At 49.4% G+C, this 16,906-nt stretch carries 15 protein-coding genes, 1 tRNA gene and 2 pseudogenes; 7 read left to right on the forward strand and 11 right to left on the reverse strand.

Translation table 11 applies throughout. From position 1 onward, the window contains the following. Positions 1-63 precede the first annotated feature (63 nt). A complete protein-coding gene (locus ACR8BN_RS16595) occupies positions 64-996 on the reverse strand; it encodes a COG2958 family protein (protein WP_033769569.1) in 933 nt (310 codons plus the stop codon). Between the two features lie 133 nt (positions 997-1,129). On the opposite strand from ACR8BN_RS16595, the pseudogene ACR8BN_RS16600 reads away from it, so the two are divergent. The 3 genes and pseudogenes from ACR8BN_RS16600 to ACR8BN_RS16610 all read left to right on the forward strand — a co-directional run. Beyond that, positions 1,130-1,385 (forward strand): annotated as a pseudogene (locus ACR8BN_RS16600) (DUF4400 domain-containing protein); the annotation flags it as partial. A gap of 144 nt (positions 1,386-1,529) precedes the next feature. Further along, positions 1,530-2,303, forward strand: coding sequence for a type IV toxin-antitoxin system AbiEi family antitoxin (locus tag ACR8BN_RS16605; protein WP_346544505.1), 774 nt, complete (start codon positions 1,530-1,532; stop codon positions 2,301-2,303). Beyond that, on the forward strand, positions 2,296-3,213 hold the full coding sequence (locus ACR8BN_RS16610; protein ID WP_434747131.1) for a nucleotidyl transferase AbiEii/AbiGii toxin family protein: 918 nt from the start codon (positions 2,296-2,298) through the stop codon (positions 3,211-3,213). Before ACR8BN_RS16605 ends, ACR8BN_RS16610 begins: the two co-directional genes overlap by 8 nt. Before the next feature lie 335 nt (positions 3,214-3,548). Here ACR8BN_RS16610 and ACR8BN_RS16615 read toward each other — a convergent pair whose 3' ends face one another. Continuing rightward, positions 3,549-4,211, reverse strand: coding sequence for a hypothetical protein (locus ACR8BN_RS16615; RefSeq protein ID WP_434747132.1), 663 nt, complete (start codon positions 4,209-4,211; stop codon positions 3,549-3,551). Positions 4,212-4,887: 676 nt separating this feature from the next. Here ACR8BN_RS16615 and ACR8BN_RS16620 point away from each other — a divergent pair. From ACR8BN_RS16620 to ACR8BN_RS16630, 3 genes are all read left to right on the forward strand, one after another. Further along, the gene (locus ACR8BN_RS16620; protein WP_033769564.1) at positions 4,888-5,199 is read left to right on the forward strand and encodes a hypothetical protein; all 312 of its coding nucleotides are present in this window, start codon (positions 4,888-4,890) and stop codon (positions 5,197-5,199) included. Positions 5,200-5,855: 656 nt separating this feature from the next. After that, positions 5,856-6,764, forward strand: coding sequence for a hypothetical protein (locus ACR8BN_RS16625; protein WP_434747133.1), 909 nt, complete (start codon positions 5,856-5,858; stop codon positions 6,762-6,764). Position 6,765: 1 nt separating this feature from the next. Beyond that, complete coding sequence (locus ACR8BN_RS16630) at positions 6,766-7,572, forward strand: GIY-YIG nuclease family protein (protein ID WP_033769560.1); 807 nt, start codon at positions 6,766-6,768, stop codon at positions 7,570-7,572. Between the two features lie 599 nt (positions 7,573-8,171). Here ACR8BN_RS16630 and ACR8BN_RS16635 read toward each other — a convergent pair. The 9 genes and pseudogenes from ACR8BN_RS16635 to ACR8BN_RS16675 form a co-directional block, all read right to left on the reverse strand. Then, complete coding sequence (locus ACR8BN_RS16635) at positions 8,172-8,645, reverse strand: hypothetical protein (protein WP_434747598.1); 474 nt, start codon at positions 8,643-8,645, stop codon at positions 8,172-8,174. Further along, positions 8,630-8,755: pseudogene (locus ACR8BN_RS16640) on the reverse strand (Arm DNA-binding domain-containing protein); the annotation flags it as partial. The pseudogene ACR8BN_RS16640 and the gene ACR8BN_RS16635, both read right to left, overlap by 16 nt. 198 nt (positions 8,756-8,953) lie before the next feature. Beyond that, positions 8,954-9,038, reverse strand: a tRNA-Leu gene (locus tag ACR8BN_RS16645). A gap of 216 nt (positions 9,039-9,254) precedes the next feature. Next, positions 9,255-10,286, reverse strand: coding sequence for a DUF1176 domain-containing protein (locus ACR8BN_RS16650; RefSeq protein ID WP_434747595.1), 1,032 nt, complete (start codon positions 10,284-10,286; stop codon positions 9,255-9,257). A 149-nt stretch (positions 10,287-10,435) separates the two neighbouring features. Then, entirely contained in the window at positions 10,436-10,822 is a 387-nt protein-coding gene (locus tag ACR8BN_RS16655) for a hypothetical protein (RefSeq protein WP_434747134.1), read from the reverse strand. Between the two features lie 29 nt (positions 10,823-10,851). Further along, positions 10,852-11,313, reverse strand: coding sequence for a hypothetical protein (locus tag ACR8BN_RS16660; RefSeq protein ID WP_425017442.1), 462 nt, complete (start codon positions 11,311-11,313; stop codon positions 10,852-10,854). A 178-nt stretch (positions 11,314-11,491) separates the two neighbouring features. Then, positions 11,492-13,090, reverse strand: a complete 1,599-nt coding sequence (locus tag ACR8BN_RS16665; protein ID WP_434747135.1) for a hypothetical protein — start codon at positions 13,088-13,090, stop codon at positions 11,492-11,494. 22 nt (positions 13,091-13,112) lie between these two features. Further along, the gene (locus ACR8BN_RS16670) at positions 13,113-13,910 is read right to left on the reverse strand and encodes a nucleotidyltransferase domain-containing protein (protein ID WP_434747136.1); all 798 of its coding nucleotides are present in this window, start codon (positions 13,908-13,910) and stop codon (positions 13,113-13,115) included. A gap of 4 nt (positions 13,911-13,914) precedes the next feature. Continuing rightward, entirely contained in the window at positions 13,915-15,138 is a 1,224-nt protein-coding gene (locus tag ACR8BN_RS16675) for an RtcB family protein (protein ID WP_434747137.1), read from the reverse strand. Positions 15,139-15,321: 183 nt separating this feature from the next. On the opposite strand from ACR8BN_RS16675, the gene rtcR reads away from it, so the two are divergent. Continuing rightward, positions 15,322-16,902, forward strand: coding sequence for an RNA repair transcriptional activator RtcR (rtcR, locus tag ACR8BN_RS16680; RefSeq protein WP_434747138.1), 1,581 nt, complete (start codon positions 15,322-15,324; stop codon positions 16,900-16,902). Positions 16,903-16,906 lie beyond the last annotated feature (4 nt).

Below are 16,906 nucleotides of genomic sequence, written 5' to 3' on the forward strand. Positions count from 1 at the left end.
CTATGCTTGAATCTACCAATTGTATTTTTGATTTTTATACAGGTAATAACATCCTGAGCTGTGCTACCGGTTCCACAGTGCTTTATGTATTTTTCCTGTCTGGTGATAATCAGACACCAGATCAATAAACTCTTTAAAATCCTTGTTCTCTACAACCAGACGATTGACAGATTGCCAGTCAATACTGGTTCGCTCCCGCGCCGGAATAAGAGTCTGACTATTGCCGGGATCTTGCGGATTAAGCAGGATCACGCCAATGCCATGCAGTGCACATAACATCTGCAGCTCTTTTTCAACACTACGCTGCTTATCTTCGTTTATTTCGGTCGCAACCAGATAGCCGAAATGAGCCCAGCTTGAATTGCTCACTGCCTGGAAGAAACACTCCCTGACATTGCTGCGGTTAAGCTGGCGTTTTACTTCAAATGACCACAAACGCGTCAAACGCCCTTCGCTATAGCGTACGCAGTTTTGCACAACGCTATCCCACCCCTTATCAAGGGGCTGTAAGGCAACGATGTCAGGGTAAAGCCAATGATTTGCTCCAGGTCCTTTATTATTGCCTGAACGTCTCTCATCGATACGACGGCAAAGTAGTTCTTCTTCTTCAGAAAGGTATTCAATCAGAAGCGGATAAAGTGCATGCTCGGAAAAACTTACTGTCCCAGCAGAGGGAGTCGGAGCGATATCAAAAGATGATTCTTGTTGCACACCATTATCAATTTCCTTACCCCAGTAAAATAGCCTGGGTCGCGGCTTGTCACGCGTCATAACCTGAGGACACATCGCTTTAGCCTGAACAGTTCTGGTCCCACCTATTTCAGCTGCTATTTGACTTAAGAAATCTTCATCACTGGCAAAACGAGGATTTTGACGTTTACTGGCAAGCTCTGCGCTGTATCGATCGATGATCTTCTGGGCAAGCTGACGGGCTGTGAATTGTTCATCAGGATTGGCCTGAAGAACATTAATGATCATCTGCGGGCGACTCGTCATGGCTCCTGCCTTGGTATAAGAATAAGAACACGGATTTTAAGATGTCACAGTGTAAAACTCCCTGATGCTCAAACCAAGATCTCAATATGTGGTCTTGTGGCTTGTTTCCCTTTCAACGGAGAGCTGGTCAGTTGTCGGGCTTATTGACGGACTGATATGTCGCGACTTACGGCGATTTTAGGCAGCTCCTGAGTCCGGGATTGTTTATCACTGCGCCAGGCGTATGATTTCATGCAGCTTAATAGCAAGGGGACTGGTTTGGCTGGCGGTGCCGTTTTTTTGTACCAGAGAGTGTGTTTATATCAGTGGCGGCAGCGATTGGACTGATAGTATCCATTACAGACGGATCTTTTAAAAAAATACGTGTGATGCAATCATTCCCAGCCTGACTGAAACAAACAGTCCAGGATTTACCAGTGCGCTATCTACAACTATCGTTGGCAACATTTTTGCTGCGACAGACATTGTACATTGACTTTCCACTCGCCAGATAGTTTACTTTTTTTTATTATAGTTACACCCTGAGTGAATCTATGCCATCAAAAATAAACTGGCTGTTGCAAAACACCTCCCCGGGAAGCGTGGTTTTGCAATCCTGGCTAACCCGGAACAACATATCGCCTTCTCTGGCCTTTAAATACGCGCAAAGCGGCTGGCTGAAAAAACTGCGGGCTGGCGTTTATGCGCGCGCAGGACGTGAACCGGACTGGAGTGATGCGCTATGGAGTCTGCAAAGCCAGCTTGAGGCGCCAGTGCATCTGGCCGGACTGAGCAGCCTCTCCTGGCAGGGCCGTTCCCATTACCTGCAACTTAAGCAGAGTCAATGCTGGCTTAGCGCTGAAACCAAAACGATATTGCCCAAATGGTTTAAAGAATTTCCCGGCGTTGAATGGCTAATAGTGTCAGCTCTGAAGCTTCCTCAACTGGATGAGAAGTTCCGAACCGAGCTTGACGTTAAAGGAAAAAAATTAACCGCCAGCGTACCAGAGCTGGCAGCCTATGAGCTGTTAAGCGCAGTTCCTCAGGAAATCTCATTTGAGCATGCTGCCGAGCTTTTTCAGGGACTGGTCAATCTTAATCCACGTAAAGTGGAAAAGCTGCTTACGCTCAGCCAGTCCGTACAAACCAAGCGCTTGTATCTGTTTTTCGCCAGTTTCTATGAGCATGCATGGTTCAAGCGCGTGGATACCAGCAAAATCGAACTGGGATCGGGTAACCGACAGGTCGTTGTTAATGGCAAGCTGGACACGCAATACCAGATTACTGTCCCCGAAAATTTTACCAGGAAGGGAATAAGCCATGGATAAAACCTCCCCCTACTACCGCCAGGTCGCCCTGCTGGTGCGAGCATTGCCCTATGTCGCTAACGAGACCTGTTTTGCGCTGAAAGGGGGAACCGCGATCAACTTATTTATTCGCGATTTTCCCAGATTGTCCGTTGATATCGATCTGGCTTATATCCCACTGGAAAACAGAGAGGTCGCCTTACCCAACGTGCGGGAAGCGCTAACCCGCATCGCCACTGAACTGGAAACACAAGCCGGAATCAGTGCAGTGCTGCAAACCCATAATCCCGATGAGATGCGTATCATAGTCACTACGGACGACGCGCAAATCAAAATCGAAGTTTCACCTGTTGCCCGGGGGACATTGTATCTACCGCAAGAACACGATGTCGTGGAAGCCGTGGAGGAAGAGTTTGGTTTTGCCGCGATCCCGGTAGTCTCACTGCCTGACTTATATGGCGGAAAGCTATGTGCTGCGTTAGATCGCCAGCATCCCAGAGATTTCTACGACGTTAAAATGCTCTTAGATACACAAGGAATTGACCGCGCAATATTCAATGGCTTTATCGCTTATTTACTTAGCCATAATCGTCCATTGTCTGAAGTGCTTAGCCCACGCTGGAAGGATATTACTGAACCCTTTCAAAATGAATTCAGCGGTATGACCCTTGAGGAGGTCTCACTGGAAGCGCTGAGAGAAGTCCCGGAAAGAATGCTAAGCGCGCTGAAAGCGCATTTCACTCAACAGGATTTCGACTTCCTGATGTCATTCAAACGCGGGGAGCCTGACTGGAATTTAGCACCAGAACCCCACATTCAGAATTTGCCAGCCGTTCAATGGAAGCTGCGAAATATAGGACGGATGAAGGAGGAAAAACGCGCGCAGTCGTTGCAGAAACTGGAAAATGTCATGACAGAATGGCTAAGCTAGTTTACTTTTTTTATTATAGTCACACCAATAGTGAAACTATATGGTTTTTTATAAACCAGCAAAGCTTTGTCAGGATTGATTCCCCTCCGATACTTAAAAATAAGGTTGCTGTTGGCCTAGCAGGCGATCTGGTTTGTCAGGACCTGCAGAATTTTGATGCGGGCCATGATTCGGGGTTTGTTTATCAACATGCCAGGCAGTAAAGGGGTTATTCGTGATTTTTATCTCACGCCAAAGCAGATATTGGTGCCAGGAACAGTAAGGAATTGAACTGAGGGTGTCTACGGGGGCCGGGGCATTCAGAAAGTATAAGTGACCGCCCAACAATCAAGAAATCATTCAGATGAATTATTATATTGACTCTGTAGTATCTTACTTAATAATTTACATTCCTGAGGCCGAGGTATCATTTTCCCAAAAGTAATAAAGAAAAGAAACATAACCACAGCAACTGTATATAATATCAAATGCCCCCAAAAAGGAATGTATGCATTCCTATAAACAGGTAATATCAAAGATAAAATTGCCAGACACAAAAACTGGAGCGAAAACAAAGCATACATACCATTCTCAAACCAGAAAGAAAACCCTTTATTAAACACAAGAGCATCATCTTTAATCAGTAAAAAAGTTCTGAATTTTTTGAAGAAACTGATAGGTATTAGATACCTATGTTCAACGAAAAGCCGCAGAATAATTTTTTGACTGGCAACATCAGAAATTCCAGTCATGCGATAGCTGGTTATTCTCTCAATATCCTCTTTGATGCAGATATTCACTTCATCCGATAGCTTGTGGCTATCCAGAAGGCGCTGCAATTCATTTAACTTAGAATTCCTGACTTCATTAACAAATGCAAGAATTCCTCGTATTTTCCAGATGATAAGAGCCAGCGGCCCAGCAATAAAAATAAAGATAAGAATCTGTTTTATCTCCAATGCTCCACTTGACACAGCAGCAGAAATCCATCCATTCACTATATCCAGTATTTTATCCATAACCTATTCCAAAATTAATGAGTTCCTATATAAGGATAAAACAGCCACACATAAAATTGGTAGTCGTATTTTCAATTTCAGGCTGAAAACATTGAGGGCATCACGGATGAGCGCATTGATACGATTATTGTTAACTTCTTTAACATTCATAGCATCGGGCGTTATCGAAGGCGCGAACGATGCCGACACGCTGTACCGTGGATATGTCCAGAACCACATTAAGCGATGGACGAACGTAAATCAGCCGCTGATGTTCCGGGATGACGTGCTGAGCGTGAGCGGTGCGCATCCTTTTCGTGGAACCAGAACCGATCGCCGCAAGCGTAAACTTTTCTGAGCTGCAGGCATAAAAACTCACCGAAGCATGGCCAGTGCCGGGCTTTTTTACGTCCCTTTCGTGAGTGCATGCTTATGCTGCATAAAAACGTATGAGTCTCAGGCATCCCGGAACGGCTGGCAAGGCCAGCAACGGCGCAGCTCAGAGCTAATCATGCAGGTGCATGAAAACCGTTGCATAAAGCGGGCAGGCGTGGCGGGGATACGAGAGCGCGTAGGGCAGAGAATGTTAACTAAAATCAATATTATGATCTCACCAAATTTATTCAAATGCTGCGTCGGTCACACACAATAACTCATCAATAGTGGATATTACTTAAGTAACTACAAAGGAGAGTGTATGCGCGATAAATTTATTGATGCGATTCATAATCGTTCTAAAATCCAGTTAACTTTTTATTCAAAGGAAGATGACGCGACAATCACGCGATTAACCGCTCCTATGGACTTCGGTCCTAGTCGTAGGGCACATAATAAAAGTGATAGATTTCATTTTTGGGATTATGAAAGTGATAAAAAAAATCATGTTCTTAGTTTGCTACCTGAAGCCATTGAATCTTTAATGGTCATCGATCAAGACTTTCAACCGCAAGAGTTTGTAAGCTGGACGCCCAACTGGTTTATTGCCAGAGACTGGGGGCAATACTCTTAATTACATGAGGCTACAATCGTAGCCTCATGTTTTTTCTCATGTATATGCTTACACACACTTCCCAGCATTATAAAGCCCCTAAACCTCAACTCAATCACCTAAAAAATACACATAAGCACCTGATTAAAAAATCATTTCATTATTTAAGGCCATATTAAAATTGAATTTTTTATTTGCAGATATCAATGAAAATAATTGGTCGCCAGGTAAATAGAGTTATGTTTGCGCGCAATTCATTAGCTTCAAATAATGTTTTTATTAAGAATTTAAATGATTGAAAAAACCAAGTTTCCTGATATTTTTATAGTTATTTAAACGCAGATAGTCGGGCTAAGCAACGGCACTATCTCACAAGGCTTGAAGTAATCCTGAAATTAATAAATTGCTCATGTAACTGAGAAGTGTGGTATCAGCCCCTCACCTGATGCCTGACAGCATCGCACCTCGCTTCATGTCTAATCTCTCTGTTAGCCCGGCATAGTCAATGGCTCTGTTGACAATGGTGCTACTTTCCAATACGTTAAGCGCAAGGTTAGCGCGACCAGGCAGCTCACGGCCAAAGCGGAATGCAGCGCAGACTTATCAAATCTTTTTTGGTTAAGTGTCTTTGATTCTTATGGTTCGTGAGCACATAAGACAGATAAGAGACTCAAACCATGAAACAACTCCCCACATGCGCTGAAGCAAAAGCCCACGCTAAATACCTTTCACGGTCGCTCAATATCAATCTAAGCTACGCCCGGGATGCAGTGGCATTACGTTATAACTGCCATAACTGGTCGGAACTCAGCACAGTATTTGGTCAGCTTAGCGATAAGTACATGTCGTGCTATGGCCTTGCCAGCCATGAAGAAAAGCGTGTTTTTAGCCAGCTTCTGGCACCGTATATCGCAGAATTGCAAAATGCCATTCATCCTGACCGCCATGTGCCGGAAAGCTTGATACGTAAGATTGCTGAAGGCCATATTTCCCGGGTATCCGGTAAAGTCATGTCGGCTGTAATACGTGAATGCGAGGATTTTCCTCCCACGACAGTTAAAGACATCATTGAACTGCTTGAATTTTATGATGAAACGGCCAGCCGGATATTAGCAGGACACCACAAACAGATCCCGACCAATAATCCCTGGCTGGAACCTTGGGTATTTGGTGTGCGCTTTTATGCCTATTACCACTTTAATGGCAAGCAGGTCACCATCTTAAGCCGGGAGTGTGACTTAGATATTCATGATGCCTACCTGCCACATTCACGTGACAGAGTATTTTCACGCCCATGGTTTCAGGACTATATGATCGGCTATCTGGCCTACCTCGTGAAGCAATTTATCGGATTGGGTTACGACGGTACCATTAAGATTTGTTGCATTAATAATTATAGCGCGCTGGATTACCATCAGAAAAAAGCAGCCCCCAACGGTCGTGTGGGGCTCAATCATTTATACAGAGAGTTACTTAATCGCGGGGGAGAAGAAAAGTGGTCGTTTAGTCAAAATGGTCATAAACATGATTTTGGTATCGAGCTCCCGTTTGCCGCATTGACCTCATTGAAGAAAGGAAGAAAATGAGATGAACAAAGCCGGAAAAATAGCGTATTCATGGCTAAAGGCACAGAGCGATAGCGAAAAAATTCGATTTATTGCACAAGCGCTGGGGAGTGTCGAATATCAGGCGTTTATAAAAAAACATCAGACTGAAAAGCAGCATGCCCACAATCTACCTTTAAGTTTTTTGAAATGGCATTTGCCTCAGAAACTAGTGGCCTCCTATCACGGCAAGGAGATCGGCCTGAGAAGTGTGCCGGAGACAGTTGGAGATAAGCTGGAAATTCGGCATACCTGGATGCCAACAGGACAGTTTGCTCCTTCGCGTCATGGATCTTACATACCACTGGGAACCCACTTTGCTTGTACTGCTCTGATGCAACCCTTTTTGCAAAAACAGCAGGAAAAATATCTGGAGCAGGCCTGGCAGGCAGCACTTCCCCTGCTTCTGTCACCTGACATCAGTAATAACAATGAATTCACCGCTCCATGGCTTGATTACGAGCCCTATCTCAATGGTGAAACGGATGTGTACTTTTTACTGGATGAACCTCAGGAAAGAGTCAAGATTGGAATATCAGGTAATCTCAGGCAACGCGTGGATACCTTGAAGCAACAACATAATACCAGCCTGAGTCTTATCTCCATAATACCCGCAGGGGGTATTGAGACAGAATCCGCATTACATCTTTTCTTTAAAAAATACAGGTTGGATCAGAAGGGACTTGGTAGAGAGTGGTTTTCTTATACGGATGAATTACGTGAATTTATCAATGCCCTGAACACCTATGCAATCAGAAGCCACTGCCTTAGAGCTTACGGCATTATCTGACATAAGATCGTATCTTTAGGGGCCGTGGCGCTACGCACCTACATCGATTATTTAATCCCAGTGCCGTATGTAACCATTAAGCCAGTACAGGTCTGACAGAGCCAGGCAACAACGTGGCAGAATGAACGCTACAAGCCATCTGTCTTGGCAAGAGAAATTATATCTTCTTCGGGAGCGATCACGATGGTGAGTACAACGATAATCCATCTTTTTACGCCACATCTAGATCGCACCAACTACCTTTACGCACTGGTACGTATCAGATGTCAAGACCTATGTTCCGGAACTTCTGGTTCATGTCAGACAGAGCATCTACAGTGCAGCGCGATATATTCTTTGTCACTTTGCTGACTTTCATCCGCACTTGGTAAATAAGCCAAAACGAGGATAAGGTGGCCGCGGAATAGACAAAATACATGGCATGGCAGAAACAAGAATCAACGTTACTTTTTGCCCTGGTAGACCACTGTGATGTTGTCTGGTTTTCTTAATGTCGGGGCAGTAGCAGGGTCAATCAGGTACACAGGCACTATCACGGCATTTTTTCCACTAAACAGGATTGGCACCCAGCAGTGAACACGTTGGTCTCCTGTCGTCTCCTAAATATCACTTGTACCGTATGGCATAAGATCAATCACATTGATAAAAAGCGCCTTACCTATATCAAAGAAAAACTCGTTAAAAACCACATCTTTTGCCAGCAAAATTACAGCGTCGCCTGCCGCCAGTTTTACTGGCGATGAAGAGAGTTCAGGGGTTTCTACATCAGCAAAAATAATCCTTTCGGTATAGATAAAACAAGCATAGCGGGCATCCTGTTCTGACCTTTCCAGGAGCGACTGACAGAACTCTTTGATATGTCGATTTTCGACCCTGCCAACTGCATTATCCCGACGGTGGTGTCGCTTATGTTCGCGGACATGCACCTTGCCATTAACGCTGTCAAAGTCATACACTTTTCCAACCTGAAGCTTACTCTCCCAGATCTCCATACAATACTTTTCAGCAGCTACAACATTTCTTCGGCGAGGCAAATCCTGCTGATAGACACCAGACAGTAACGTAATCGCCAATATTTAGAACCGTTCGGGTGAACCAACAAAACCATACTTTCGCCGTCAGTCAGCTTATAGGCTTTTGCTTCAGGTTTTGCCGAACGAACCTTCACATCGCTCAGAGCCACGATGAGTATCCTTTCAAGGGTTCTGTGTGGGTACAAACATTATCGAACCGGAATATACCCGCAGTTGTACCCGCATCAATAAGTTGATGTAGATAGAATCAGATTGAATTAGGTTCAGTGAAAAAGTGAGGAACCCCTTGCGGAGACTGGATTTCAGGCATAAAAAAAGACCTCAGTTGAGGTCCATTTACATACTGTTGGTGCCGAAGGCCGGAATCGAACCGGCACGCCTCGCGGCGGTTGATTTTGAATCAACTGCGTCTACCGATTTCGCCACTTCGGCACTGAAGGGTATGCGGAAAACGTTGAGGATTATACCGTTACCCCCTGTTTCCGCAACCCTTATCGGCAGGCTAAGGTGCAACTGCTGAAAAAAACGTCTTTCGGGTTCTCAGCGACGCTGCGTGACATCCTTGTCAGAAATTATTCACTCACCCTCGCCCGCCCCGCCGTAAAGCAGTCGCTTCAGCCATCATGTTTCACTGGCACATCAAAAGCTCTAACCCGAAACAGGCTTCACGTCCGTTACCAGCGTCGGCAGATTCCAGGTGCCGCCCGCATGGATATAACGGCACATGCCGGTCCCGCCGTCATAGCTTTTGCGGAAAGCCTGACCATCCCATACCCAGCTTTCCTGACTCATGCAGTCACCAATACCGCGGCCTTTCTGCACACTGGTAATCTCGCCCTTGTCATAATCCGACCCGGAAATGGTCACCAGCTCAGGCTTGCCTTTGAGTTGGTTATCAATGACCCAGTAGCCATATCCTTCGTTATACGCAGCTCGCCAGCAGAGCGCCGAAAGCAAAGCGTGTGTGTCATCCAGTGGAGTAAGAGTGAGTCCGTCAGTTTCCGGATCGCTGTTTTCTGCCGGTGAATACAGGCTGTCGCACGTGTCATCGTCATTATGATTGACCGTTGAAAGCAGTCGGGTTTTCAGCGCGTCCATTTCCGGAGCGGTCAGCAAACGGGGTTCGCCGCTGAGGGTTTTCGCTGCCTGAATAACCGGTGCGGGCATAGCCTTAGCCACGCTGCTCTCGGGCTTATTGCCCTTTTTGGTAAGCGCACCTGGTGTGCCGATACGGCCCTGTACGTCGTCCGCTTTCAGCAGCACGGCATAAGCGCCCTCGCCAGAAAGCTGGAATGGCTTTGTGCCGCCTTTAAACTCGACTTTACCGCTGCCTTTGACGGCGCTGATTACCGCGGAGGTCTGGCTGGCAGACATTCGCCAGTTGTCATCAGCCGCCACCAGATCGCCAGCTGATTTTCCGTTGATCCACAGCGTCAACTTTTCCGCCGGTTTGCTGTCATCTTCGGTGTCGCCCAGCGTCACCTCTCCCACTGTCTCCGTTCCAGGTCCAGCGGCACGGGTGAGCAGGATCGAGCCGGATGGATCCTCTTCTTTGGCATAACCCGCAATGCGACAGGTCAGGGTGTTATCACAGACAACTTCCCAGTCTTTGTGCTCAAGCGTTTTTCCGCTCTGGGCGGCCTGAGCCGACAGGGAGAACGCCGCCAGCACGAAAAGCATCGGTTTACAGTTCACTCTATTCCCTCAGGTTGTATTTCTGATATCAGCACAGGTATCACTCTTTCACCATCGGTGTGAGGGAACCCAAAGCCATTGTTAATCGCCGCCAGGCTTTGAAAAAAGGCTACGCTCCGTCCTGGGCGATGCGCCTATCGGGTAACTCTCTCTGTTTTGTTAAGCGCTTCAACCAGCACGCTGTGCAACTGGCCGACAAAGAGATCGCGGACAACAGGCGCAGGAATGCCGCGCAGTCGTCTGCAAAGATAAACAATGCCAAAAAAGTCGATGCCTTCACTATGGAAAAGATATTCGTTTTCTTTCAGGGAAAATGTCTCACGGAAACCACCTTCTTCTGCAGAAAAGCTCACGCCGAAAACTTTTTCGGCCTCCTCCAGCAATTCAACACCATCATCGCCGGTAATCCCCAGATCCTTTTCCAGCCAGGTATTTTCATCGATTATTTCACGTCTGTATCCTGCAAAATCGCGGACAAAAGCGATAACGTCCGCCATTGAGGGTTCCATATCATTGCTCATGCTAAAGCGCTCCGCGCCATCCTGTCATTTTACAGTCGCCCTAATGTCATTTCCTGCACCTCAGCCGCTGGATTAGCCTCTTTCACGGCGGCAAGAAAACCGGCAAAATCCCGATTAAAAAGGGTGTAGTTGTTCAGGACTCTGAACTCCCTTTCGGTGCTATAAGACCCGGTGACATAACGAACCAGCCATACCCGGCGACTGCTGACTTCAGTTCCGGTGACTTTTATCCTGATAATATTTTCCAGCGGAACTTTGCAAAGCGTTTCGCCGTCACGCTGCTGATACAGGAAGTCGCTGTCATAGTAATAATCTTCCGTGTTCATGCCCAATTTTTTCAATATCGGAGTGTTAGCCGATATCTTTTTCATCTCGCCAGGAGAAGGAGGGAGCCCTTTTTTAAAGGGCAAAGGCTTGAAGCAATACCAGATGAGCAAAATGAAGAAAGCTAACGACAGCAGTGAGAAAATAAAATAAACAAACTGATGCATTTAAATGACCCGACCTGTTCGGATAGCTCCTGATTATATCGAAGAAGATATGACGCCGTTATTCGTTTTTACCGCCCTGAGCAGCGCCTTTGCCAGCAGCTGCAGAGGCGAACCAGCCGCCTGCATCGACAAGCGCTGGCCCCACTTCAGACAATTTTCATAAGCGGCAAAGCAGACGTTAATGCTTTTCCACCAGTTGCTCCAGTAGCTGCGCCAGCCTTGCCTGAACCTCCTCTTCCGGTTCCCTGCTCTTAGCCTCAGCCAGTATTGCAACGGCTTCTGCTGGCAGCAGAGCCTGCGGCCAGGCTTCCAGCGCATTAAGCGCCTTATGGCGGCTAAACGTCATCGGGCTTTTTAAGCCCGTCCGGATCAGCGTCCAGCCCTGCCCAGGAAAACGGTTTAAATCCTGCAGGACAAAACTGAGCGCCGAATGCTGCTGATATAGCGGCCCCCTCCCCTGGGATTTCTGCGGCCCGCAGCTGAGGGTGGCCAGATCCAGCTCACTTTCCGCCAGCGCGATAACCTGCGCGATAAAATCCGGGTTATCGGTCTGCATCAGCTGATACCAGAGGACGCTTTCCGACTTTTCACGGTACCGCTGATAAATGGCCGGCCACGGATCGCCACCCTGCTCTCTGCAAAGCTGAAGCGCAGTATGAAAAATCACGGCGTCATCGTCATGTAGCCCGGCCTCAATCAGCGCGGGCCACTCGGGCAAGATACGGATCTGCTCGCACAGCACTGTCAGCCGCTGCCGCTCCGCCTCGTCAGCAAACTCTTCGTCATCCACCAGCCTGCCGATTTCGCCTGCAACCTTATAATGCAGCAGATCGGCCGTAGAGCCAGGCAGGATATGCCCGAGGTAACGCTCGCAGGCCTGCACGGCAAAGGTGTATTTATTGATACCGGGCCCGGGCTCACCGCTAATCATGCCGAGCAGGATTTCTGCTGCTCCCTTTAACAGCTCCGCATCAACCTCGCCCTCCAGCGCGTCGTGCAGACGGCCATACTCGGCGCAGTGCCAGGCGGTATATTCCACCATCACGTCATTGTTATAGCCCTCCCTTAACAACCACTGACGAACGGTCCGATCCAGCGCGTCCGGCAGCCGCTCTATTAGCTGAATACGCCCCCAACCTGTCGTGCGCTTTGCCAGCGCCAGCCACGCCAGCGTGAACTCCTCCGGCGGCAGGATAGTTCGCATCGCCACCACGGCATAAAGGGTGAATTCATCGTGGCTACCTAACGTCTGCAGAAGATCAACGCTTTGCTGATACGGGAAAAAAGCCAGCAGCGCCATGGCTAATTTCACCACCTGACGGTCAGGTGCCTGTGTCGCGAGGAACACCGTCAGCGCCCGCAGGCGGCGGGCATCTATGGCCTGAGAAGCACTCATCATCTTCAGCAGATCGTCGATAAAATTCAGCGGTGTATCCTGCTTTGCCAGTTGATACAGCGCCTGCATGTTTTTACTGCTGCTCCGCCGCAGCACGCGGCTTATCGCCTGCATCACCTGAGTCGCTTGTTCCTCGTTGTCGCCGCGCGCGACATGATGACCGAAGGCCCCGTCCAGCGCACCGGGTGCCCAGCGTAGCGTTTCCTCATCTTCTTGCGGTGAAAACTCATCCGGCAACGTCTGCACCGCGTCAGGCAACACGCCCGTTTCTTCCGACCACTGCGCCAGCCAGTCATAGATGGCGCGCTGCTCTGGTGGCCACACGATCGGAAAACGCTGTTCGTCAGGCTGACGGAAGATGTTGGCGATCCACTCTTTCATTTTATATTCCCTTATTTGTCAGTTACGCCATGCTCAGCACGGTTTTCATCAGCAATGCATCCAGATCGCGGCAGTCGCGCCGCTCGCTATCCGGCAGCGTTTCACTGACGCGCCCTTCATCCAGGCACTGGTGGATGAAAGCATGGATGCGATCCATACGCTCACCATATTCCGCTTCGCCTGCACGCTGCTTGCGCGCAAGCAGCTGTTCGATTTCGGCCAGCAGAGCGGGATCCGTTACCGTCCCTGCCAGCAGATCTTCAAAACGCATAGGCGGCACACCTTTTCCGGACTCTATCCATTGCACCGCCAGCAGTGGGCGCAACACGTAGAAGTACTTTTTCAGCCGCACGCTGTCGCCCTGCAGATATCCCCGGAAGTTCTTTTTCGCCATTGAGAGATAGTGCCAGCGCGCCCGTAATGGTGAAAACCAGTCCGGTATTCTTTCCCGTAAATCAGCAACGATAGCCGCTTCCTGCTGATAGACCACGGGCGAATCCAGCCATTCGATCAGTGTAGGGTTAGCTCGCTTTAACAGACCCAGCGCTTTTCGCCACTCCCAGCCGCAGACATCCAGCGTATCGTCGATCGGTAGCTCGATGACGTCGCGCGGCGGCTCCACACGCAGATACCACTCCGGTTTATGCACATAGAGAAAACGCACATCGTAATCACTGTCCGGTGAGGCAAAGCCCCAGCCGCGACTGCCCGACTCGCAGGCATACAGCACTTTGACTGCGTGCTCCTCTTCTAGCTGACGCAGCACGCCACGTACGCGCTCGCGCATTGCGCTATCCACTCCATGCAATCCTGTTCTCATTTTTTTATCCTTTTACGCAAACAACCTGTGACAGCGTATGCACCACTTCCACCAGCGAAGACTGGGCGGCCATTACGGCATCAATATCTTTATAAGCCATAGGGATTTCGTCGATAACTTTTTTATCTTTTCGGCACTCCACATGCGCCGTAGCACGTCGCTGATCTTCCACGGTAAAACGGGCTTTTGCCGCCGTGCGGCTCATGATGCGCCCCGCGCCGTGGCTACAGGAGCAGAAGCTCTCTTCATTACCCAGGCCGCGCACGATAAAGCTCTTCGCGCCCATTGAGCCGGGGATAATGCCCATCTGTCCTTTTTGCGCCGAAACCGCGCCTTTACGCGTCACCAGCACCGACTCGCCAAAATGCGTTTCCTGCTCCACATAGTTGTGGTGGCAGTTCACCGCTTCCAGATGCGTGCTAAAAGGCTTACTGATGACACGTGACATCGCCGCCAGCACACGCTCCATCATGGCTTCGCGATTATGGCGGGCGAAATCCTGTGCCCAGCTCACCGCTTCCACATAGTCGTTAAAATGCCTGCTGCCCTCCTCAAAATAAGCGAGGTTACGATCCGGCAGATTAGCGATATGGCGCTGCATGTCCTTTTGCGCCAGTGCGATAAACAGGTTACCGATGGCATTCCCTACCCCGCGCGATCCGCTGTGCAACATCACCCATACCTGCTGGCACTCATCCAGGCAGACTTCAATAAAGTGATTGCCCGTTCCCAGCGTTCCCAGATGCTGATAGTTGTTGGTTTTAAACAACGTCGGATGCTTTTGCGTCAGCGTCTTAAATCCTGGTGCCAGTTCAGCCCAGTGACGATCCACTTCCTGTGGTGGCGTCTGCCAGGCCCCCTTATCACGACGGGAGCGGGTATTCGTGCGGCCATGCGGGACTTCCTGTTCGATGGCGCTACGTATGCCCGACAGATTGTCCGGCAGATCGCTGGCCATCAGCGAGGTGCGCACCGCAATCATGCCGCAGCCGATATCCACGCCGACCGCCGCCGGGATAATCGCGCCTTTGGTCGGGATCACGCTGCCGATGGTGGAGCCTTTGCCCAGATGCACGTCCGGCATCACCGCCAGATGGCGAAAGATAAACGGCATTTTCGCCGTGTTCAGCAGCTGCTCGCGCGCTTCTGGCTCAACCGGCACGCCATTGGTCCACATTTTTATCGGCACGCCCTTTTCCTGCTGGAGGGTCTGATAGCTATTTTTCATTTCGTTCTCCTCATTGCTGTGACTTAGCTATTGCGAATGCCATGCCAGAAAGCTCTCATTCGCAGAATAAAATTTATCAGTTTGATTACTAACATCATTTATGATCACTTTGCATCTGCACATTGCTATAACCGGTAAGGAAAATTATCTTATTGGATAAGTTATTTATCTTATGGGATAAACATGAAAGCTAACGTTGTGATAGGTGTGCTGGGCACGGTGCTGGATAGGCGTGGCAAGCGGGAAAATCGCTGGAGCAAATGGCGGCCAACCGTCGCGCTTTGCCAGCAGGACGATCTCCGCATTGATCGGCTGGAACTCCTTCACCAACCGCGTGATATCAGTATGGCGCAGCGGGTGGCTGAAGATATCACGCAGGCATCGCCCGCCACCGAAGTGGTGCTGCACAGCGTTAAGCTGGAAGATCCCTGGGATTTTGAAGAGGTTTACGGCAGCTTGCTCGATTTTGTCAGTCGCTATCCTTTCAATACCGACACCGAAGAATACCTGGTGCATATCACTACCGGCACCCACGTGGCACAAATCTGCTGGTTTTTACTGACCGAAGCTCGCTATCTGCCCGCGCGCCTTTTGCAGACTTCCCCAGCCAGCAAGGGATCTGATACGCCAACCGCACTCGGCCACTACTCCATTATCGATCTCGATCTGAACCGATACGCCACACTGACCAGCCGTTTTCAGCGCGAACAGCAGCACTCCACCTCCTTTTTAAAATCTGGCATTGAGACGCGAAACCCTACGTTTAACAGACTGATCGAGCAGATTGAACGCGTGGCGCTCCGCTCCGACTCTCCGATGCTGCTGACCGGCCCAACCGGCGCGGGCAAATCTTTCCTTGCGGAGCGCATCTATCAACTGCGCCATGCCCGCCACCGGCTAGCGGGTAAATTCGTGGCGGTTAACTGCGCTACTCTGCGCGGTGACAATGCGATGTCCACGCTGTTCGGCCATGTCAAAGGGGCTTTTACAGGTGCACAGCAGGCACGTGGCGGCCTGCTGCGGGAAGCCGATGGCGGCATGCTGTTTTTGGACGAGATCGCCGAACTGGGGCTGGATGAGCAAGCGATGTTACTGCGTGCCATCGAAGAGAAACGCTTTTTCCCTTATGGCTCAGATAAAGAAGTCAGCAGCGATTTCCAGCTGGTCGCCGGCACGCACCGGGACATGCAACAGTGGATTGCCGAAGGCCGCTTTCGCGAAGATCTTTTTGCCCGCATCAACATGTGGACGTTTCAACTGCCGGGACTGGCCGAACGCCGCGAAGATATTGAACCTAATCTGGATTTTGAGCTGGCGCGTTACACACGTGAACAGCAAACGCAGGTGCGATTTGATAAAGAAGCGAGAAGTCACTTTCTGCGTTTCGCCTGCTCGGCAGAAGCCAGCTGGCGAGGCAATTTCCGCGAACTAAGCGCTTCCGTCACACGTATGGCGACCCTGGCGGAACAGGGAAGGATTTCTCTGGAACTGGTAGAAGAAGAGATTGCCCGGCTGCGCACCAACTGGTGCTCTCCGGTTGTGCTGGCTGCCCAGCCAGATCCCCCTTTAGCGCAGTACGATCTGTTTGATGAGTGCCAGCTACAGACGGTGTTAAGCGTCTGCCGCGCGGCAGATTCGCTTTCCGAAGCGGGGCGACGCCTGTTTGCCGTCTCCCGCCAGGGGAAAAAACAGCCCAACGATGCCGATCGCCTGCGTAAGTATCTGGCACGGTTTGGGCTGAACTGGGAAGAGGTTAAAGGATAACGCG

Source organism: Pantoea sp. Lu_F5_004 (assembly GCF_051136245.1).
GTDB classification, from domain to species: domain Bacteria; phylum Pseudomonadota; class Gammaproteobacteria; order Enterobacterales; family Enterobacteriaceae; genus Pantoea; species Pantoea agglomerans.